Genomic DNA, 20,819 nt, shown 5'->3' with positions numbered 1-20,819 from the left:
ATTTTTGTATAAAAATCTATTCGTTAATCAGGTCTTGATAGCCCCTGTTAACACCCCTTTAGCGAAGTGCTTTTGCAGCATTGGGAAGAAGCACATGATCGGCAGCATAGATACGAAGACCGATGCCATTTTCATTCCCGTAGAGAAGCCTTGCTTACCAATCGAGTCTACGCTTGCGGCGTTGGAAACATTGGTTGTTGATTCGACAATGATTGTCCGTAGAACGTTTTGCAGCGGCAGCATATCCGATTTCCGGAGGAAAATCATGGCATCATACCATCCATTCCAGAATGCGACACCGTAAAATAGTGTAATTGTCGCCATAATGGGTGCTGCTAGTGGAAGAACAACAGAAAGAAGAATTTTCCACTCTCCAGCACCGTCTAGTCTTGCGGATTCCATCAAGGATTCCGGTAAGCCTTGGAAGTAGTTCATCATTAGAATCATGTTAAAAGCACTAAAGCTGCCGACCAGAATGACGGACCACAATGAGCCAGTCAAATGCATCGACTTCATCACTAGATAAAGCGGTACGATACCGCCATTGAATATCATGGTGAACAGAACCAGGAAGAAAATAGGTTTCTTACCTGGGAATTTATTGCGGCTCAACCCGTAAGCCATCGTACTTGTTAGAAACAAGCTAAGCGGCAGTCCTACAAGCAGAATTTTTAGCGTATTCCAGAACCCTGTCAAAATCCTACCATCCGCAAACAATGCCTTATAAGCATCCAAAGTCGGGTGCTTCGGAAATAACATCATCGGGTTATCTGCATATTCCTTTTGTGTTGCGAACGAGATCATAATGACATTCCAGAACGGTAGCAAAATCATTAATGATAGGACAATCAAGACGACCAGTAGGAAGTAGTCCAAGAAAGTCATTTTTCCTACGCGGTATTTATGCTGTTTTACTGCTTTGGTACTCATTAATTAGCACTCCTTTCCTAACGGAATAAACCGTCTCCGCCCATCAATTTTGCCACTCGATCAGCAGCAAGCAGCAAGATCATATTCACAATTGACCGGAACAAGCTGACAGCCGTCGAGAATGAGAAATCCGTCGAAGATTGAAAAGTAATTCGGTAAATGTACACATCCAGCACTTGGGAAGCATTTTGCGTAGCAGCATTAGCCAAGTTGAAAATTTGGTCAAATCCGGCTGACATCAGACCGCCCACATTAAGGATGAACATGATCGTAACCGTAGGAAGAATGTTGGGTAGCGTGATTTTAAACATTTGCTGTAATCGAGACGCTCCGTCCATTTGCGCTGACTCATATTGATCTTGGTCAATTCCCGAAATGGCGGCCAAAAAGATAATCGCTCCCCACCCGGTAGATTTCCAGATATCCGTCATAATGAGCATCGGCAGGAACATTTTTTCAGAGCCAAGAAAGTTAATGGTCGGCAGTCCAAAAAGCGATAACGCACTGTTAAGCAATCCATCAAAGGAAAGTACGTTGATGACAATCCCTGAAACGATAATCCATGATAAGAACTGTGGAAACGTAAATACGGTTTGGAACAATTTCTTCGTTTTGCGCATCCGAAGCTCATTAAGCAGCAAAGCCATAATGATCGGAAATGGGAATGTAATAACGAGTTTAATGATGTTGATATATAACGTTTTCCACACAGCCTGTGCAAAGGTCGGATCCCGGAAAACATATTTGAAATTTTCAAATCCAACCCAAGGGCTGCCCCATATTCCATCGTTGGCTCTGTAATGCTTAAATGCAAGGGACAAACCGCCCATCGGCAAGTAAGCAAATAGGATTAACCAAATCAAGCCCGGAACAAGAAGCGTGTACGTCATTCGGTGCTTCCATATCTCCTTATACCAGGATGCGGAATTCGAACGTCCCTTCAGTTTTTTGTTAGGCCCTAACGCTACGGGTTTCAATTTGCATCACCTCACTCTACTTGTTCTTTTCTTCAAACAGGAAGTCAAAAGCAGTTTTCAAATGCTGCTCCCAAAAATGCCAGTCATGCGTCCCTGTACCTTCCACATACTTGAAATCAAATGAAGTCTTCTGCATATAATCCGAAAACTCACGATTCATCCGGATGAAAGGATCCTCTGTTCCACAGCAACACAGTACCGACGGGAGTATGTCGCCCTCCTCCATTCTTTTTGCAGCAAGTGTGTATAAATCCTGATCTGGCTTTACGTTCAGACCCGTTCCAAATGCTGCCTGCATTTCTTTGACCATCCCCTGTTCCATATTCGGATCACGAAGACGCTGCTGAACATCGGTTACACCTGATAACGATACTACCTTGGCATAGCGTTCAGGATACGTAAGCGCACATTTTAAGGCTCCGTATCCACCCATAGAGAGTCCAGCAACAAAAGTCCTGTCCGGTGCGGATTTCAGCCGGAAAAGACGATTACACAATGCCGGAAGCTCCTCGGTAATGTAATCGAAATAATCTAAACCGTACTCCATGTTCGTGTAATAGCTACGATTTACTTCTGGCATAATGACCGTGCATCCGTATTTCTGAGCATAAAGTTCAATCGTCGTTAGACGAGACCAAGTACTTGCATTATCACCAGCACCGTGAAGCAGATAAAGTGTGCTATCTGATGGAATTCCGGAATCACATGGAGAAACTACATGGATACTTGTTGTCATTCTTAAGGTTGGAGATCCAGTTTCAATTGTTATATGCGCCATATGTATCCCCCTTTATAACCGATTGTTCTCTACGTATGCAGTATGAAAGAAAGCTGGGAGTGTCACATACGCATCGTTTTTTTAAATTGTTTTGAAAGTGCTCTGAAAGCGGTTTATCGAATCGTTTCGAACAAATCATACGACCTATCATGACTTCTTGTCAACTTCAAATTTCACAAATACTCATAAAATGAGGTCGCTGATTCAATTGTAAAATTTAGGTTTATATATCTATGATCCTTTATAGAATATGGGAAAATTAAGCATTTGGATGTGATGTTTGTTTGTTGACATGATGTTCTATTTGTTTTACCATAAACCTAACAAGAAACGTGATTTGGTGAAACGTTTCTATAACGTATCGATGCGGAAAGAAGGAACATCATATGTCAGATAAATTGCATGGTTTTGTTAACCGAATCACGAAGCAAGGACTAAACGTCCTTTCCGTCCGAGTATTACAACAAGGTAACGTGTTTGGGACATGGAATTTGACTACAGATGTGCGTCGTGTGCAGCACTCGATCAGTAAATCCTTCACCTGTATGGCCGTTGGACTTGCAATTTCAGAAGGGAAACTATCGCTAAACACTAAAATTAAAGATGTTTTTCCGCAATATGTGCAGGTTGTTCAAGCAGATGATTCATCGCTTCAAGCTGGTGAAATTACGCTGTACAACCTACTTCGCATGTCCTCCGGTCATGATTCTCCACCGCTTTGGGCTGAAGAGAGAGCTTCGTTAGAAGAAAAAGACTGGGTTAAGTATTATATGTCTCTACCTCTGGATAGACCTTCTGGTGAGACTTTTACGTATAGCAGTGGCGATACATTTATCATTTCAGCCATAGTACAAGCTTGCACCGGGCAAACCGTAAAGGATTATTTGACTACACGGTTATTTGATCCGCTCGGGATTGAATTCGTGGAATGGGAAACCTCTCCGCTTGGTGTAACACTTGGATGTGCTGGGCTTGTGATCAGTACGGAAGAACTGAGTCGTTTTGGACAATTTCTTCTTCAAAAGGGCCAATGGAAGGGGCAGCAGCTTGTCCCAGAAGAGTGGATTGAGTTTACAACGAATAAGCAAATAGAAACGAATCAAGGAAATGGAGATTGGGGTCAGGGTTACGGATGCCAATTTTGGATGTGCAAACATGAATCCTATCGAGCAGACGGGGCATATGGTCAATTCTGTGTCATCATACCTGAGAAGGAAGCTGTAATCGCAATAAACAGTGAGGAAGATAATATGCAGGGAATACTGGATGCTGTTTGGTCTGAGATTCTGCCAATACTGTAGTAGAAGATATTGATTATTAATACATAGCTATCAATTTGTAAAAAACATCATAGTTAGATACTAAAAAGACGGTAGAGCCTCCAGTTTGGGATTGGCGCTACCGTCTTTTTGGTCTCTTTTGTTGACGACAAAACAAAAAGCTCTCCGAAGAGAGCTTTACTTTACGTCCCAGGAGGGATTCGAACCCCCGACCGACGCCTTAGAAGGGCGTTGCTCTATCCAGCTGAGCTACTGAGACATGTATGTATCAAAAAAGTCTGCGTTGTTTATTATACAGCATGTTAATCAATTTTCATAGTAAAATTTATAAATTGAATCAAACCTCCTAATCAAGGGTAATAATGAATCATATTATGGTAGACATAATGATGTAGAGGGGTTCTGAATGATGCGACAGCTATTATCGTCTTTGTCCTATTTTAGTATTTTCTTCGCGCCGTTTATTTTTCCGATTATCGTTTGGATTGTTGCTAGAGATGCCTATGTGGCTAAGCATTCCAAAAGGGCTCTGCTCTCTCATCTGTTCCCTTTCCTTGCGGCCATCCCTTTATTGTATCTAACGATCATTGCAAATCATGCAGGTTCCATATTTGGTTACGTGATTCTATTCGCTGTCATTTACTTCGGGTCGTTTGTTTATAACATCGTCAAGGGAATTCAAGTCCTCCGTGACGACGTATAATTAGTATACTTACATATGTATCACCAAAACCTCCGTCACTACGGAGGTTTTAATGTGTCTGGAAGGAATTATTTATTCCCAAAACGTCTCGGACTATTAGGTACAGCTTGGTTCTTCGCATTCTTACTCATGACTTCTTCTGCAAATTCACTCTGATGGGCATACTTATTACCTTTGTTCTTCTTAAATGTAGATGCCATTTCTGCTCACCTCCCCTAAGAATGGTCTTAGTATGGGTAAGCAGTGGAATGCCTATGTCCTTTAATAATTGGATGTTCTTACTTTACTTATTCTGAGAACCGCGCCTTCAAATCTGCCTCAATGTTTCCGAAGGACAGCAGTTCTCGCTTGAATTTATGTCGTTCCTGCTCCGCAGTCATCATATCTGTAGCTTCGAATGCCCCGTTGGTCACATCTACAAATGCTGCATGCATACCATTGTCATACCAATCCAGAACAGTATCGGCTTCGTTACGAATGATCTTGACCATGTCATAATCTCCATCTTGGCCTTCCGTTACATAGACAAGCAAGGCCGTATCCCCGAGAGATCCCGGAAGAACACCGACCTCAGCACATGGAGCTCCATTATGCTCAGTCATTCTGCGTATTTTGGCATCTTTGATGTAATACATCCTTAATATCCTCCTTTTATGACACCGTCCTCCCCTGTAGTTTTCCTTAAAGGACAGACATTTTATGCCTAAGTTCGGCATATATCTGTATCAGTTTGGCATAAAAAGGACAAACGGATGGACAAACGACAATGAGAGGGATGAACCATCATGTGTGGAATTACCGGTTTTATACAGTGGAGCGGCGATTTAACCCAAGATTCGCAGATTCTTGTTCGAATGACAGAGAGCTTGTCGCAACGCGGTCCTGATGCCGCTGGGACGTGGATTTCCAATCCATGTGCTTTCGGCCACCGGCGGCTCAGTGTTATAGATCCGGAGAACGGCGCGCAGCCTATGATCGCTCATGATGAAGATGATGTATATGCGATTGTATATAATGGGGAATTATATAATGCAGCCGAATTAAAACATGAATTAGAAATACGAGGCCATCGATTTCGTACTCACTGCGATACGGAAGTATTGCTTGAGTCTTATATTGAATGGGGTCCGGGATGTGTAGATCGGCTAAATGGCATATTTGCTTTTGCTGTTTGGGACAGTGTTCAGCAGCAGGTGTTTTTTGCGCGCGATCGTCTGGGCGTGAAGCCGCTATTTTACAGCGATATTAGTGGTACATTTATTTTTGGATCGGAACCTAAAGCTTTACTCCAGCATCCCAAGGTCGAGCCCACTGTGGGTCCAGAGGGATTAGCAGAAGTATTTATCATTGGACCTGCGCGAACGCCGGGGCAAGGTGTATATCGAAGCATGAAAGAGCTGCGACCAGGTCATGCTATGATTTATAGCCGCAGCGGCCTGCGCACGTATGCTTATTGGAAGCTCGATAGCCATGTGCATGAAGATGATGTGGACGCTACCGCGCAGCATCTACGCGTTCTTTTGCAAGACACGGTGGAGCGTCAGTTAGTATCCGATGTGCCTGTTTGCTCTCTGCTCTCCGGTGGGCTTGATTCAAGCGCATTGTCCGCTCTTGCTGTGGAGTACTACAAGCGTACGGGGCAAGGCCAGATGCACACGTATTCCGTGGACTATCTTGGAAATGATGAGCACTTCAAATCCCATGCCTTTCAGCCGGGTGCAGACGCGCCATGGATTAAACGCATGGTCGAGGAGCTCGGCACCGAGCATCATTACATTGAGTTTGATACGCCTGAGCTAGTCGAAGCGCTAAACGCCTCAACATTAGCCCGTGACTTACCTGGAATGGCAGACGTGGATGCTTCTCTATATTTATTTTGCCGGGAAATCAAAAAAGGAGCCACTGTTGCAGTATCCGGCGAAGCTGCTGACGAAATCTTCGGCGGTTATCCATGGTTTCATCGCGAAGAGATGCTAAATGCCGGCACCTTCCCGTGGTCTGTCGCTCCTGATATGCGTGCGAGTCTATTATCACCTGAAATCTCTGAATGGATTCGCCCCCTCGATTATCTCGGGGATCGTTATGCTGAAGCGGTTCGTGAAGTTCCTAAGCTTCGCGGTGAGACCGGCAAACAGGCCCAAATGAGAGTCATGTCATACTTAAATATCACGCGCTTCATGCCAACTCTGCTCGATCGCAAAGACCGGATGAGTATGGGCGTTGGCCTCGAAGTACGTGTTCCCTTTTGCGATCATAGACTCGTGCAGTATGTATGGAACATTCCATGGGAAATTAAAACGACAGGTAACCGCGAGAAGGGGATTCTTCGTAAGGCGCTTGAAGGGGCACTGCCTGAAGACGTTCTTTATCGCAAAAAGAGTCCTTATCCCAAAACGCATAATCCCAGCTTCCTGAACGCCGTAAGACAGCAGCTACTCAATATTCTGGATGATCCATCCTCCCCCATCTTGCCGCTCATTAACGCGTCTAAAATTCGTGAAATTGCCGCCTCACCTGAGGCCTCATCCAATCTTCCATGGTTCGGACAGCTCATGTCGGGTCCGCAATTATTCGCTTATCTATCCCAAGTTAACAACTGGCTGAAAACGTATCATGTTTCGATTAAGTAAGAAATAATAAAAAGGCTACAGATAAGCCCACAGCGCTATAATTATGCGCTGCGGGGCTTGTTGGAGTACTTCGAATATGTCCTCTTATACCATTTAAAAGTGTCATCAACATTAGTCTTTCCAAAGCTGTTCCAGAAGAATAACAATCATAGTACCTACTAGTAAACCATTGCTTACAACATATTGTAAAGAGGCAGGTATTCCGCTAAATGCACTTTCTGGAAGGAACATAATTCCCATTCCGAATAATAAACCGATGCCTAATATCGTTAATCGCCGTTGATCTAGTTCTTCACGCAGCATCGTTTGAAATGAAATCCCTATAATTTGAACAAATGTGGCTAAAAGTGCAGCATTGGCAATAGGGCCAGGGATCAAGGCTATAAAATTAACGATGGAGGGAAACAGGGAGATTCCTGCTAATATAAGACTCGCTATAAGAAACGAATTCACTTTTTTTTGTCCAGTTAGTCGAATAAATCCTGCGGATGCAGGTAAGGGCACGACTCCAATCGTAGAGAACATCGACGAAATGAGATGAGAAATCCCCCCGATCCACACACTACGGTTTAGTGTTTTTTTCTCATACTCTTCAGATCTTGGAGCTACTTGTTGTACAGCGGAAATAGCAGCAATCGTATTTGCAATTAACAAAAATGTAAATAAAATGGAAGTTAAAATTATACCTAGGTCAAACCTAGGCGCACCCCAAGCAAATATTTCTGGTAATTGAACGATGACCCTAGTGGCAGGTAAAGGTGATAATCCCCTGAATACAGCATATAAGATCCATCCACATATGATCCCAAGTAATACTGCGTAGCTCTTTAACCACCCTTTTCCTTGAATAGAAAGAAAGGTAATGAAGGCGAACACAAAGAGAGCTATCGTAGCGGTGATATAATCCGGTTGAGAACCATCGCCTTGTACGCCTATCATGCCTTTCATAAACACTCCACTGAGCTGAAGAGCTAAGATTAGTAAAAAAGTACCCGTAACCAAAGGCGTAAATATACGTAAAATTCGATGTACAAGTCCTGTCATTCCAAGAACAAAGAGTAATAGACCTGCGACAATCATTCCCCCTTCTAAAAGCTGTAAGACAGCTATTGCACGCTGCCCTTGATGCATAGCAACTTGTCCCAAAATGACAAAAATGCTTACCCAAGAACCAGCTGGACCATCTGCAATCGGATAGCGATGCCCTAGCCATGCTTGTAGGCATGAACTTACACCCACAACAAGAAAAGTTCGCTGCATTAACGTTGAAATTTCCGCTGTCGAAAGTTGAAAGATACCTCCAATAATAATAGGTAATGCTATTGCATTAGCTAATAGAAATACAAACCACTGTAGAATACTAAAACTACTATTTATGTATCTGTTAATTAGGTTCATCTCCCTTGCGCAAAAAATGATAATGAAAATCCATCCATTTTATCATTTGATTAAAAAGGATGGATTCATTAATTGTATACGAAATTTAAAATATAAAGTATTTATAAGAAGATTATTAGTTCATTACCACGTACGGAAAGGTAAAAATTTTCCGTTAAGTGTAATAACGATACGCGGGTCGCCACCTTTAGGATCATCTTGGGTTTCCACGCCTAGGTTGAAGTTAATGGCACTCATAACCCCTTCTCCAACTTTCTCCAAAATCATTTCTCTTATTGTTGGTGCATATTGGAGCATCATTTCATAAAGTCGATATAAGATCGGATCGGTAGGAGGCATTTTCATGATTTCCCCTCGAAGTGGAACTACAGTTAATGCTTGAACTACTTCTTCATCAAGCTCAAGTAGTTTACCTACTTTTTCGGCTTCTGACCGTGTCATTGTAGCTTGTCCCAATAGCGCGGTTACAACCCACGTCTCTGAGCTTTCACTTACCTTTGAAATTTCTTCCCAAGTTAAGCCCTTTGCAATTTTAGCATCTATAATTTTTTGCGTAGCGTCTTGTCTATTCATATTGTATAACTTCCCTTCAATTAGAAAATATAATAAATTAATGTTGCATCTCATTTAATGCTTTATATCCGTCAACTACCAACTCCAATTTACCTGTGTGAGGATCAATAACTAGACCATGTACAGGAACATCTTTAGGAATAAGTGGATGATTTCTTACTAAATCAACGTTTGCTTGTGTTAAATCTTCGACATTATGGAATCCGAATAGCCATTTCTCAAGATCAACACCAGCATATTCAATAGCTGATAAAATTTCTGGTGTAGTCACTCCACGATCTAACATCTTTTGAATAGTTCCTTTGGGATTGGATTGACTTGCACCACATCTATGGTGTCCAATCAGAAATATTTCGTCTGCGTTAAGATCATATACAGATGCTACGACACTTTGCATAACACTATCGAAAGGAGAAGCGATTTTACCGCCTGCATTTCGAATCACTTTTGCATCGCCATCGTGTATATCCAAAGCTTTTGGAAGTAGCTCAATCAGACGAGCATCCATACAAGAAACAACAACCATACGTTTTTTAGGCATTTTTGTCGCTTCGTTTGGAAGATATTTCTTATCTTGTACAAATTGTTCATTGTACTCTAAAATTTCTTGTAACAACATGTCTTTAACCTCCTGTTAATCTTGATGTATTTCCTCTATGCTATAAGTGGTGTGAAGAGGATAGATTAAGTATAGGAAATCAGGAGAAGAAGGAGAATAAGTTGACGTAACACTTTCTAACGTTCTGCTTTCACGATGAAAGGATGAATTAAAATCATTGATCAAACCGATATAGAGATCCTAAATATATTAGGACAGAACTCCAGAATACAATGGAAGGAACTCGGTCAACGCATTCATATGACGGGTCAAGCTGTCGGAAATCGGATTCGACGCTTAGAGGATTTAGGGATTATTGAGCAATATACAATTGCAATAAATCGGATTAAATTAGGAAAGACCGTGACTGCATTTATTACATTGTTCGTTCAAACAGCAAATCATCTGGAATTTCAGAGTCTTTTTCAAGAAGAAGCTATTTCTGAAGTCCATCGTATCAGCGGGGATGGTTGTTATTTGTTAAAAACACATTTTGCTTCCAATGAAGATTTAGATAACTTTCTTGGACGACTGCTAAAATACGGGAATTATCGTGTAAACCTATCTATAGGGAAGTTGAAATAAGTTTTTTTGCTATCAGAGGATCATTATTTTTCTTCTAATCGTTAGAGAGCCTTACTACAATTTGTAGTAAGGCTTTTTATAATCTGCTGGCTAGGTAGCGAGAAATATCTTTCTAATGTAAACAACGAACAGCAATACAGAGAAAGTATGAAAAGCAAAACTTCACGGATGGTTATATCCTTACGAATAGTAGAAAGATATTTTACAATAAAGTGAATATTCGGTCATTGTATTATTGTATAATGGTGGAAAATTACTTGCGAAGGGGCTAGCAGTGGATGAAGAAAACCTGGTTGTTAAGTTTTGGGTTTTTCAGTGTGAGTATCACTTGGGCGCTGTACAACGCATTTGTTCCATTCTTTCTCGATCCCTACCTAAAAAGCACCGCCTTAATCGGATTTATGATGACCATTGATAATTATTTTGCCTTATTTCTACAACCATGGATTGGCAATCGAAGCGACAGAACCGTATCCAGATTCGGGAGGCGTATGCCCTATCTGTTGATTGGTATGCCCCTTGCCGCTCTATTCGTTATTCTCATTCCATTTCATACGAGCTTCCTAACCCTAATCTTGTTCATGATGCTGATGAACCTTGCCATGAGTATCTACCGCTCGCCAACCATAGCGTTAATGCCTGATATTACACCCGAAAGAAAACGGACACAGGCCAATGGAATTATCAATTTCATGGGCGGTCTAGGCGGAATCATAGCTTTTGGAGGAGGAGCGATTCTCTATAAAGAGAATCAAGCTTTCCCTTTTATCGCAGCGGCTATCATCACACTTATATCCATGTTGATTCTGTATCGGTACATCAAAGAGAAACGTGATACAGTAGTATCAGATACGACAGGCTCACAGCGAATTAAACTTCGGGGTGAACTTGACCGTACAACGATCTTACTACTTACTGCAATATTCTTCTGGTTTGTTGCCTATCAAGGGGTCGAATCATTGTTCACCTTATACGGAAAGCATTATTTAGGTCTAACCGAAAGTGTATCCGCTTTCTCACTAACGTTCTTCTCCTTATTCTTCGTCATGTTTGCAATTCCAAGTGGCTGGATTGGCAATCGGTTTGGCAAGAAAAAAGTTATTGTTGCAGGTGTGAGCGGCTTATTTCTCGTATTTGCCATCATTCCTCTTATTAAAACCGTAATGTTACTAAGAATTCTACTGGCTTTAGGCGGTATATTCTGGGCCTGCATTAACATTAACTCTTATCCATTCATTGTATCTACAGGTAGTGAACGCAGCATAGGCACTCGTACAGGACTGTATTATTTAGTCTCTTCGCTAGCAGCCATTACTTCACCACCGTTACTAGGTCTAGTTATTGATGCAATAGGCTATGGTTCACTATTTGTTGTGGCTTCCAGCAGTCTTTTGATCGCATTCGGAATTTTGCTATTTGTAAAGAATGACGGTAAGCAGGCTATTGTAGGTTCGGACACGGTATCAATGAACTAGATGAAATACCTCATAGATTTAAAGTGACATTAGCAATTCGTAACGCAAAAAAAAGACGCAGAAACAGATCATCTGTTTCTGCGTCTTTCATTTATTCTACAGATTTCAGCCTATCCAGAAGATTGCGCAATGCGGCTCCACGGTGGCTAATCGCTTGCTTTTGTCCTAGTGTGAGTTCAGCCATCGTCTTCTCATACTCCGGTATGTAGAAGAGTGGATCATATCCGAAGCCTCCTCCTCCAGCTGCCTCGGCTGTGATCCAGCCTTCGGCCGCGCCAGACGTTTCGATCGACTCGCCTGTGGCAGGGTTGTACAGTACTAATGAACATACGAATCTTGCTGGACTAAGGAGAGGTTGGTCCGTGTCTTCGCCTAGCTTCAGCTCTTCGAGCGTTCGCAGCAATTTTCGGTTATTCTCCTCATCGGTAGCATGTTCACCCGCATACCTGGCAGAGTATACACCTGGCTTACCATCCAAAGCATCGACACATAGACCTGAATCATCGGCAAGCACAGGTATTCCAAGTGCATCGCCACGGTCTTCGCTTTCTTCATTGCATTCTCGGCAAAGGTAACCCCATCTTCGACGACTTCTGGCAGTTCAGGGTAGTCGAACATGCTCTTCACCTGTTTACCCAGTGCAGCAAAAGCATGCTCGAATTCCTTCACCTTCCCTTTATTCTGCGTAGCAACAATAATGATGTCCGTATCGAGATTCATATTAAACCTCTTTGGCTGTCTGACCTGAGCCGATCATCAGTCCAATAGGACCCAGCACTTCCTGCTGCTTAAGAATAATATCACGGATACCCGCTTCGCCTATTTGGAGCAGTTCATCCAGCTCTTGACGGGTGAATGGACTTTCTTCACCTGTTCCTTGAAGCTCTACATAAGCTCCACTTCCGGTCATCACTAGGTTCATATCCACCTTGGCTTTGGAATCTTCTTCGTAATTCAAGTCCAGCAGCGTTTGACCGCCAACTACGCCTACACTGACCGAAGCGAGATAATCCGTAATTGGGAATACAGGCAGCTTATGTTGTTGTGCAATTTTATGAATAGCGATGGCTAGCGCCACGAAAGAACCCGTAATTGAAGTCGTCCGCGTGCTCCATCCGCTTGGATCACGTCACAATCAAGCGTAATCGTACGCTCGCCTAGCGCATGAAGATTTACAACGGAGCGAAGCGCTCTGCCGATGAGCCGCTGAATTTCCATCGTCCGGCCAGTGAGTTTACCCCGAGCTGCTTCCCGTTGATTCCGAGAATGCGTTGCCCTTGGCAGCATAGAATATTCCGCAGTAACCCACCCTTTTCCCTGTCCTTTCAAAAATGGCGGTACCTTCTCTTCCACCGTTGCTGTACACAGCACCTTGGTATCGCCCATCTCAATGTACACGGAGCCTTCCGCATATTTGTTTACATCTACTGTTAAATTCATTGGCCTAAGCTGATTGCTGCTGCGTCCGTTTGATCTCATGTTTTTCTGCCTCCTACATCTATATAGCATCCTGTTTAAGCAACCTTCATTTTAACAAAATGTAGGAATAAAAGCACCCATCAGAAGCATCTTATAGCGGAATTTGATTAATATATTGTGGTCTGGATACAGGCTGACTGTAGTCCTGGTTGTCGTATCCTACCACTTTAGATTCCCCATTAAGTTGAATTTTCACCTTGGGATTTCCAGCATTCTCCGCTACAGTCAGTACAACAGACTGTAGGAACTCTAATGGGACCTTCTCATCCTTGGCGAACATATCGTCCTTAAGGGAAACGGTCACCGTTCCGTCCTTCGCCTTCTTCACATCCTTTAAAGCAGTCACGTCTGACATGACCCGTTCCAGACCATCATTCTCTTGTGGCCCTCGAATCAGTTCGTTTAGCGCTGCTTTAACGGAATCTTGGCCTGTTTTTACAAGACGTGTAACTGGAACGTAATACTGAGTCTCTGCGGGGGACATAGCCGAGAAATATACGGTAACTGGACTAGAGTCCATTAGACTGGCTCCATCCCCTTGTTGGAGATTGATTCCGATGCTACGGGTAAGAGATTCATCCAGCGGTGTACCGTTGACTGGCATTTCTGAGAGCTTCTGGCCATCTACCCAGAGTTGAACTTTCTCCACATTAGGATTGCCTGTTAAAGTCCACGTAATGGCTTCCAAAATTTTGCGTTCCTGTGGTGCTTTATATTTTTCAAAATCCTTATTGAATTCGACTACTGCCATTTTCTTATCCTTTTGCACCGTTACATTCTTCACTTCCGTACCTGCTGGGAGTACTCCCGCAAAACCTTCAGGTAGGTAATCTGCATATTTACCATCAGCGACCAAACTCTCCAATGCTCCCTGCAAATGCGCTGTTCCCGTTGTAGCTGGAATACCTAATGACACGGGGGCGAGCATGCCGTGATCATTCGTTAGGTATACCGTAGTGGGAACCCCAGTCTGCTCCATCTGTTTCATAACCCCTTGCGAGGCATTAAGCATTTGTTGCTCTACTTGAGATGGCGGCGGATCTACTTCCTTTGAAGAATTAGTGCTGACTAAATTACAGCCGGACAGCATGACAGGAACAGCCAGCAATCCGGCAGCGGTAAAGCCGCGAATTTTTTTATACTTTGTCATATGCATTGTTCCTCCTAACCATTTTGTACAGATTGTACTAATATGTATACGAGCTCCTTGTCAAAAAAATAACAGCAGGTCTATATTAAATATTTGCTGAGGTCATCAAATGATTTTTTACAATGAAACATACACTACTCTAACTGGACAAATCCCTAGCGGACATTTACAATCTATCCAGAACGATAAGCCACATTCATAGACGAACGGAGTGAAGAAGATGAGTGAGCCGCAGAAAGCCAAGATACCCTACAGTCTGAACAGCAAGTCCGTGTCCGATGCCACCAGACTATGGCTTGATCAAAGAGGCATACAATTACATGAAATTGCTGAGCTGGTCATGCTCTTGCAGAAGAAATATTACCCTGATCTAACGATGGATGAATGTCTGCATAATGTGGAGAAAGTGTTAGGCAAGCGCGAAGTACAAAATGCGGTGCTCACCGGCATTCAGTTAGATATCCTAGCAGAAGAAGGCAAGCTTCTCTCTCCCTTGCAAGAAATGCTCGCTAATGATGAGAGTCTGTATGGTGTCGATGAGATTCTCGCCTTCTCTATAGTGAATGTGTATGGCAGCATTGGATTTACGAACTATGGTTATGTCGATAAGCTAAAACCCGGCGTTTTGGAGCGTCTCAATGATAAAAATACAGGTCAAGTTCATACGTTTTTGGATGATATTGTGGGCGCGATTGCCGCTGCTGCAAGCAGCCGGATCGCCCATCGGAAACAAGCTGAGCGAGAACAGCAAGTGACTCCGATCGATGAAATTATCTCTGACGTTCCAACAGAATAGACAAAAAAGAGACTGCTCTTGATGAGCAGTCTCTTTTTTTTATAATAACCTATATGCTGCCTTACCCTTATCATTATAAAAGAGTTCTACATGTCCACGCCGCACCAGCTCCGTCGTATGTGCAAGTGCTTCACACATGGCAAACCGCAATTGATGTATGCCAAGCCTATTTCCAAATAACGCCGTGCATATCTCAAAGCCAGTTGCCGGAGCGCCCTGTAGCATCGCTTGAACTCGTTCCAGCCTTTCTTTGTGATGCTCCAGAAGTGCATCCAGCCGCTCCATATAATGAGTGAACGGATTACGATGTCCCGCAAAAGCTCGGCTGACCTCATACTGCTTCAACCGTTCTAATCCCTGCATAAATGAATATAACGGCTGCGGATCGCTCCCCGGTGTAAGACTTACATTCGGCGATATTTGCGGAAGCACGGCATCGCCGCAGAGGATGACGCCACTCTGTGGATGATAAAGCGATATGTGACCAGCTGCATGTCCCCAAGTTTCGATAGGAAGCCATGATCGACCTCCTATTTCAATAGGGATTCCGTCCTTCAGAAGCGTAATTTTAGGCGAAGGAGATACCTGCGTCAGGAAACTATCCAAATGAGCCTTTAGTTGACTAACCCATTCTTCCGGCATACCATGAACCCGAAAAAGCTCAGGAAGATCCTCAGCCATGGTGGAGTGTGGCCCCCACATCAGTTGCCTTTCTTGCTCTGCCCGCTCTGATATCCACACTTCACAGCCCGATTGTTCTTGAAACCAACCGGATAATCCCACATGGTCAGGGTGATGATGTGTAAGCACGATTGCCAACACATCAGTAAAAGTGAACCCGAGCTGGTCCATGACCAGCGCCCATTCTGCCTCTGTCTCTTCATTCCGGGGCCCTGGGTCGATAATAGTCACGCCGCCGCCATCTTCTTCATGTAGAATATAACTATTTACCCAGCGCAGTGGATACGCCATGGATATTTTAACTTGAGTTAATCCATCTTCTTTATGTTTCGTAATTTCAGGCATGTTCACAATCAGATTAACCTTCCTTCTGTTCTATTACTAAGAGCAAGGATTAGTTAGGACGATGTCCAATAAAAATCATACGTTTAGATGATTCTTCCTCGTAGTTATCCTGATCCTCATATCCTCCATATACGTCGTCGATCACTAAATCAGCAGCCTGCAGCATGTGCTGAAGCTCTTCATAGGTATACAGTTTCACTCGTTCTTTATAATGGCGGGCTTTCCCTTCACCATTCACAGCAGTAATCTCAATATCTTTCTTCACAAAACCATCCTCGATCTTACGGTGCTCCTGTATTTGTTGACCCTCGTCCTCACGTGTGGATTCCGGTACCAAATGAGTTCTCACATAAGGACTATTCATGAAATCGATAATAAATCGTCCACCTGGCTTCAGCACTCGATATATCTCATGCAGTACTTTCATTTGCTCCTCATCCTCACGGAAATAACCGAAGGAGGTGAACAAATTAAGCACGGCATCGAAGCCCCCAGGGAGCGGTAGCTTGCGCATATCAGATTGCTTCCAATTTACTTGCTGCTTCACATCAAGTTTATGCGCTTCTCGGAGTAATACTTCGGATAAATCCACACCTGTCACTTTATACCCTGCGGCTGCAAGCGCAAGGGAGTGACGGCCTGTCCCGCAGCATAGATCGAGTACACATGCCCCTTGAGGTAGATTTAGCCATGAAGTCATCCGCTTAACCTCACGGTTTGCATTATCAATACTGCGATGCTTATATACTAGCAAATAGTCTTCTCCGAAACTTTCTTCGTACCAATCTTTCATCGTGATGTCCCCCTAATGATGTTATATGATGAGTGGTAAATTGAACAGATGAAATATATGCTTTCAACTTATTCTTATCTATAGTATTTAAAATCAAACCATCATTCTGAACCATTCTGTAGTGGTAGCTTAAATATCAAAGATGGATGAAGCTATGAAGAAGCCCCACCCACCTTTGTTATCTTGTACTTCAGTTATTCTTCAGGAAATAAATCTGTCGAGAGGTATCTCTCACCTGTATCCGGTAGAAGTACAACAATATTCTTATGTATATTCTCTAATCTACGGGCCAATTGAACGGCTACATATGCCGCTGCACCTGATGAGATACCCACGAGGAGCCCCTCGGATCTGGCTAGAAAACGCGCTGTTTCAATAGCATCCTCATTCTTCACTTGGATGATCTCATCCACTACAGAGCGATTAAAGTTATCTGGAACAAAACCTGCGCCAATACCTTGTATCTTATGTATCCCCTTATTTCCACCAGATAGTACCGGAGAATCAAAAGGTTCTACAGCTACTATTTTAATAGCAGGATTCTTAAGCTTGAGAGCTTCACCAACTCCAGAGATGGTGCCACCCGTACCAACACCGCCGACAAATATATCTACTTTACCTTCGGTATCTCTCCAAATTTCCTCTGCCGTTGTTGTCTTATGTATGTTTGGATTAGCTGGATTCTTAAATTGCTGGGGTATGTATGAATTAGGGAGTGATGCTGCAATCTCCACAGCTTTTTGAATAGCTCCTGCCATTCCTTCGGAGGCTGGTGTCAGGACTAATTCGGCTCCATATGCTAATAATAGCTTCCGTCGTTCCATACTAAAACTTTCGGGGAAGGTAATAATCAAGCGATATCCTAGAGCGGCTGCAGCAAAAGCAAGTCCGATCCCCGTATTTCCACTCGTCGGCTCGACAAGCACGGAATTCTGATTAATAAGTCCTCTTTGCTCCGCATCTGTAATCATCGCAAACCCTATTCGGTCTTTAACACTACCTGCGGGATTAAAGTACTCTAATTTAGCAACAATGGTGGCATCTATCTGATGTTTTCGTGCAAAATTCGTAAGCTCTAGCATAGGCGTATTTCCAATGAGGTGTGTAAGATTCTTTGCGATTCTAGACAAAGCCATCCCTCCAAGGTTTTAATTCCAACCTTTATAGTTGGTTTTATAAACCCACATTAACACTCAAGGTATATAATTACAATCAGTATTTGAGGTTCAAGCGTATACTTGACTATGGATGGTATGAAATTGTTCTATATCTTGAATAAGCTCACTCTTTGAAATGCTTATCGCATATTCAAATTCCAGCTTATTATGAGAGTCGAGGTCCGGAAATAGGCTCGGCTATTTAAAAAAGGAAACGGGTACTTCCCTCGGAAGCTATACTATACAAGTTAAGATTAGAGTAGCGAAGCAATTGCTCCAAACTACTCATTTATCCGTCAATACCATCGCAAGTAGGAGTGGGCTATACTAACTATTCCTACTTCTCTCAAACAGGATGTAGACTGTACACCTATGGAATATCGAAAAATTAATCGTTTATTGAGCCAATAAAGAAAACAGTAGGAACTGGATTACTTTATCTGTGTACACCTTTATATCCTTCTCGCGCTTTAAGAAGGCTTAGCTTCACTTTTGTAATATTGAAAGCACACCTATATTTTTTATCGATTAAAATCCTAAGGGGTTTTACCATTTTCATTATACTAGGTGCTCTTAAAATTCGTGAACTGGCTTTTTCTAAATAATTTATCGTGAAATTAATTTATATGTTATTCAAGAGACTTATCCATTTTAATTAACGTACTCTAATGTTATCACATCTATGATCTTGTCAGTCCAGTCTGTTTGGATTTTTAAGATTTCCTTGCCTTTCAGGGATTCATAACTATTACAAATAGTCCACTCATAACAATCAACCTTTTGATTACTATTAAATATTAATTGATTAATTTCCCCTTTATTTCTTAGAATTTTAGTATCCTCCGCAGAATATGGTGGATACCAGTAACCTTTAATAAGTTGATTATCTGTGAAATAAAATGTGGCATATGGCCCTTCATTCCCTGTATACGAAATATATCTTTTATTTTCATTTATTTTATTGGTAGTGGTAGGTGAACCCATAATTTTTACAACTTGTTCTTCCGTAAACCCTAAGTAAATATTGTTGAAACTTAGAGAAGATCTACCTCCTTCAATGTTGGCTCCTCCTTATTACTACAACCAGCAAGAAATAATATGAAAATTAGGAATATCTTCAACTTCATCATAGTCTCACCTCAAGTTTGCAATAATTAAAAAATGAAAGCAACATCAACATGTTGCTTTCTTGTGATAAATAAACATTAATTTCCATATCTTACATACTCGGCATACCAAGACTGAACATACCTCATATATAAAGTCCAGTCCCAATACTGTCCAGGATCTGTGTGTGTTTGATCCGGATATTCACTATGTCCTTTAATATGCGCTCTATCAACAGGAATTCCATAACTGTAGCACAATTCCGCTGCTAATTTTGCTGAAGAATTATACATAGATGTTGTGAGCCATGCAGGTTCACTAATTTTTCCTTCGTGCTCAATGCCTATGGTATAAGAATTAGCGGATCTAGCATGATAAGCAATATCTTTATCTTTTACCATATGAGTTATCTCTCCGTCGCTAGATCTTACATAATAATGTGCGGCACTAGGTCCTGTATGTTGCTGCTGTGCCCAACTTATTGATCCAAGATATGTTCCCTCCATCATATGAATAACTAAACTTGTTATACTCCCTCTACCTCTATTAGCAGTTTCAAAATTAGTTGAATGTGCCGGTTTCCATATTTTAGTAACAACTGGTAAACCTGCTAATGGTGAAATAAGTATTCTGTCTTCTATGGTAACTCTATTATCATTCCTATTAATTAACTCTAGTGTTCCAATTACAACCTCCAAATAAGAATTATTTAATTCTTCATTAGGTGACTGAAAATATTTTTTAATAGCATTTGACCAATCACTTACTGTTGGAGATTCACTTAATTGTGGATTAAGCTCCATCTGGTACTGAGCAATTACAGCAGCCGCGCCATTAATATTACTCTCTGCGTCTGTCTTCAATTTATCGATCTCTATTCCCGTTATTTGTGATGCTAGTTCAAGGGTTGTCTTTGTAGAATTTGATACCAAGTTCATCATACCGAAACCATTGTCAGCATTAGGTTTTCCATCATAATTATTTAACCGTGATTCATTCCATCCAATAGATAATAGTAGATCAACTGGTACCTTATACTGCTTAGCTGCTGCTTCAAAAGACTTTAATAATTCAGATGAAACAACATAGGCCGATATCTTATCTGACTCCGCTTCCATAATTAACTAGTTTATACCAGCATTTGCAGGAGAAAGATTCGTAATATTTCCTTCTGACTTTGATATTTCTGGAGAAGCATAAGCAGTCAGACCTGAAAGTGTAGTTGAAAGAGCAATACTCCCTGTAAATAATACTTTATATATTTCTTTTTTCATTAGAATCAATCCTTCTTTAATTATTTTAGAATACATACTTTTTTTAACAACTTATACTCCCATCAAAAATAATAGTATCCTCCTTTATAATTTAAACTTCAATATTAAAA

At 41.9% G+C, this 20,819-nt stretch carries 21 protein-coding genes, 1 tRNA gene and 2 pseudogenes; 6 read left to right on the top strand and 18 right to left on the bottom strand.

Features of this window, described 5'->3' with window-relative positions:
• Nucleotides 1–27 precede the first annotated feature (27 nt).
• From JCM16418_RS18685 to JCM16418_RS18675, 3 genes are read right to left on the bottom strand one after another with little or no spacing between them, the layout of a single operon-like run.
• Nucleotides 28–930, bottom strand: coding sequence for a carbohydrate ABC transporter permease (locus JCM16418_RS18685; protein ID WP_036652051.1), 903 nt, complete (start codon nucleotides 928–930; stop codon nucleotides 28–30).
• A 17-nt stretch (nucleotides 931–947) separates the two neighbouring features.
• Nucleotides 948–1,907: an ABC transporter permease gene (locus JCM16418_RS18680; protein WP_036652048.1), complete on the bottom strand. Its 960-nt coding sequence runs from the start codon at nucleotides 1,905–1,907 to the stop codon at nucleotides 948–950.
• Nucleotides 1,908–1,923: 16 nt separating this feature from the next.
• Nucleotides 1,924–2,685, bottom strand: coding sequence for an alpha/beta hydrolase (locus JCM16418_RS18675; protein WP_036652046.1), 762 nt, complete (start codon nucleotides 2,683–2,685; stop codon nucleotides 1,924–1,926).
• A 386-nt stretch (nucleotides 2,686–3,071) separates the two neighbouring features.
• Between JCM16418_RS18675 and JCM16418_RS18670 the strand changes: the two genes are divergently transcribed.
• Complete coding sequence (locus JCM16418_RS18670; RefSeq protein ID WP_036652043.1) at nucleotides 3,072–3,986, top strand: serine hydrolase domain-containing protein; 915 nt, start codon at nucleotides 3,072–3,074, stop codon at nucleotides 3,984–3,986.
• Nucleotides 3,987–4,150: 164 nt separating this feature from the next.
• On the opposite strand, the gene JCM16418_RS18665 is transcribed toward JCM16418_RS18670, so the two are convergent.
• Nucleotides 4,151–4,224, bottom strand: a tRNA-Arg gene (locus JCM16418_RS18665).
• Nucleotides 4,225–4,374: 150 nt separating this feature from the next.
• Between JCM16418_RS18665 and JCM16418_RS18660 the strand changes: the two genes are divergently transcribed.
• Nucleotides 4,375–4,668 carry a magnetosome magnetite crystal formation protein family gene (locus tag JCM16418_RS18660; protein WP_036652166.1) on the top strand — a complete coding sequence of 98 codons (294 nt, stop codon included), beginning with the start codon at nucleotides 4,375–4,377 and terminating at the stop codon, nucleotides 4,666–4,668.
• A 68-nt stretch (nucleotides 4,669–4,736) separates the two neighbouring features.
• Here the strand turns inward: JCM16418_RS18660 and JCM16418_RS26455 are convergent, their stop codons facing one another.
• Entirely contained in the window at nucleotides 4,737–4,868 is a 132-nt protein-coding gene (locus tag JCM16418_RS26455) for a hypothetical protein (protein ID WP_256203071.1), read from the bottom strand.
• 87 nt (nucleotides 4,869–4,955) lie between these two features.
• Nucleotides 4,956–5,303: a hypothetical protein gene (locus JCM16418_RS18655; RefSeq protein ID WP_036652040.1), complete on the bottom strand. Its 348-nt coding sequence runs from the start codon at nucleotides 5,301–5,303 to the stop codon at nucleotides 4,956–4,958.
• Nucleotides 5,304–5,453: 150 nt separating this feature from the next.
• Here JCM16418_RS18655 and asnB point away from each other — a divergent pair, with 150 nt between their 5' ends.
• Nucleotides 5,454–7,298, top strand: a complete 1,845-nt coding sequence (gene asnB / locus JCM16418_RS18650; protein WP_036652037.1) for an asparagine synthase (glutamine-hydrolyzing) — start codon at nucleotides 5,454–5,456, stop codon at nucleotides 7,296–7,298.
• A 111-nt stretch (nucleotides 7,299–7,409) separates the two neighbouring features.
• On the opposite strand, the gene JCM16418_RS18645 is transcribed toward asnB, so the two are convergent.
• The 3 genes from JCM16418_RS18645 to JCM16418_RS18635 form a co-directional block, all read right to left on the bottom strand.
• Nucleotides 7,410–8,696 (bottom strand): purine/pyrimidine permease, encoded by a 1,287-nt coding sequence (locus JCM16418_RS18645; RefSeq protein ID WP_036652034.1) that lies wholly within the window; start codon nucleotides 8,694–8,696, stop codon nucleotides 7,410–7,412.
• 123 nt (nucleotides 8,697–8,819) lie between these two features.
• Nucleotides 8,820–9,269, bottom strand: a complete 450-nt coding sequence (cynS, locus tag JCM16418_RS18640; protein ID WP_036652032.1) for a cyanase — start codon at nucleotides 9,267–9,269, stop codon at nucleotides 8,820–8,822.
• Between the two features lie 37 nt (nucleotides 9,270–9,306).
• Nucleotides 9,307–9,888: a beta-class carbonic anhydrase gene (locus tag JCM16418_RS18635; protein WP_036652029.1), complete on the bottom strand. Its 582-nt coding sequence runs from the start codon at nucleotides 9,886–9,888 to the stop codon at nucleotides 9,307–9,309.
• A 147-nt stretch (nucleotides 9,889–10,035) separates the two neighbouring features.
• Between JCM16418_RS18635 and JCM16418_RS18630 the strand changes: the two genes are divergently transcribed.
• Nucleotides 10,036–10,452: an Lrp/AsnC family transcriptional regulator gene (locus tag JCM16418_RS18630; RefSeq protein WP_242403905.1), complete on the top strand. Its 417-nt coding sequence runs from the start codon at nucleotides 10,036–10,038 to the stop codon at nucleotides 10,450–10,452.
• 278 nt (nucleotides 10,453–10,730) lie between these two features.
• Complete coding sequence (locus JCM16418_RS18625) at nucleotides 10,731–11,927, top strand: SLC45 family MFS transporter (RefSeq protein ID WP_036652024.1); 1,197 nt, start codon at nucleotides 10,731–10,733, stop codon at nucleotides 11,925–11,927.
• A 91-nt stretch (nucleotides 11,928–12,018) separates the two neighbouring features.
• Here the strand turns inward: JCM16418_RS18625 and JCM16418_RS18620 are convergent.
• The 3 genes and pseudogenes from JCM16418_RS18620 to JCM16418_RS18610 form a co-directional block, all read right to left on the bottom strand.
• Nucleotides 12,019–12,647: pseudogene (locus JCM16418_RS18620) on the bottom strand (XTP/dITP diphosphatase).
• Between the two features lies 1 nt (nucleotide 12,648).
• Nucleotides 12,649–13,406: pseudogene (rph, locus tag JCM16418_RS18615) on the bottom strand (ribonuclease PH).
• 91 nt (nucleotides 13,407–13,497) lie between these two features.
• Nucleotides 13,498–14,556 (bottom strand): GerMN domain-containing protein, encoded by a 1,059-nt coding sequence (locus JCM16418_RS18610; RefSeq protein WP_036652021.1) that lies wholly within the window; start codon nucleotides 14,554–14,556, stop codon nucleotides 13,498–13,500.
• Nucleotides 14,557–14,776: 220 nt separating this feature from the next.
• Between JCM16418_RS18610 and JCM16418_RS18605 the strand changes: the two genes are divergently transcribed.
• The gene (locus JCM16418_RS18605; RefSeq protein ID WP_036652019.1) at nucleotides 14,777–15,352 is read left to right on the top strand and encodes a phosphatidylglycerophosphatase A family protein; all 576 of its coding nucleotides are present in this window, start codon (nucleotides 14,777–14,779) and stop codon (nucleotides 15,350–15,352) included.
• Between the two features lie 39 nt (nucleotides 15,353–15,391).
• Here JCM16418_RS18605 and JCM16418_RS18600 read toward each other — a convergent pair whose 3' ends face one another.
• From JCM16418_RS18600 to JCM16418_RS25070, 6 genes are all read right to left on the bottom strand, one after another.
• Nucleotides 15,392–16,378 (bottom strand): MBL fold metallo-hydrolase, encoded by a 987-nt coding sequence (locus JCM16418_RS18600; protein WP_036652164.1) that lies wholly within the window; start codon nucleotides 16,376–16,378, stop codon nucleotides 15,392–15,394.
• A gap of 49 nt (nucleotides 16,379–16,427) precedes the next feature.
• Nucleotides 16,428–17,171, bottom strand: coding sequence for a class I SAM-dependent methyltransferase (locus tag JCM16418_RS18595; RefSeq protein WP_036652017.1), 744 nt, complete (start codon nucleotides 17,169–17,171; stop codon nucleotides 16,428–16,430).
• 194 nt (nucleotides 17,172–17,365) lie between these two features.
• A complete protein-coding gene (cysK, locus tag JCM16418_RS18590; protein ID WP_036652014.1) occupies nucleotides 17,366–18,301 on the bottom strand; it encodes a cysteine synthase A in 936 nt (311 codons plus the stop codon).
• A gap of 678 nt (nucleotides 18,302–18,979) precedes the next feature.
• Nucleotides 18,980–19,351: a hypothetical protein gene (locus tag JCM16418_RS18585; RefSeq protein WP_506329602.1), complete on the bottom strand. Its 372-nt coding sequence runs from the start codon at nucleotides 19,349–19,351 to the stop codon at nucleotides 18,980–18,982.
• A 182-nt stretch (nucleotides 19,352–19,533) separates the two neighbouring features.
• Nucleotides 19,534–20,553 carry an N-acetylmuramoyl-L-alanine amidase gene (locus JCM16418_RS18580; protein WP_052020536.1) on the bottom strand — a complete coding sequence of 340 codons (1,020 nt, stop codon included), beginning with the start codon at nucleotides 20,551–20,553 and terminating at the stop codon, nucleotides 19,534–19,536.
• A 6-nt stretch (nucleotides 20,554–20,559) separates the two neighbouring features.
• Complete coding sequence (locus JCM16418_RS25070) at nucleotides 20,560–20,709, bottom strand: hypothetical protein (RefSeq protein ID WP_156327235.1); 150 nt, start codon at nucleotides 20,707–20,709, stop codon at nucleotides 20,560–20,562.
• Nucleotides 20,710–20,819 lie beyond the last annotated feature (110 nt).

Origin of the sequence: Paenibacillus pini JCM 16418, assembly GCF_000576305.1 — a bacterium.
In the GTDB taxonomy this organism is placed as follows: domain Bacteria; phylum Bacillota; class Bacilli; order Paenibacillales; family Paenibacillaceae; genus Paenibacillus_AQ; species Paenibacillus_AQ pini.
This window is presented reverse-complemented; position numbering and strand designations above follow the sequence as displayed.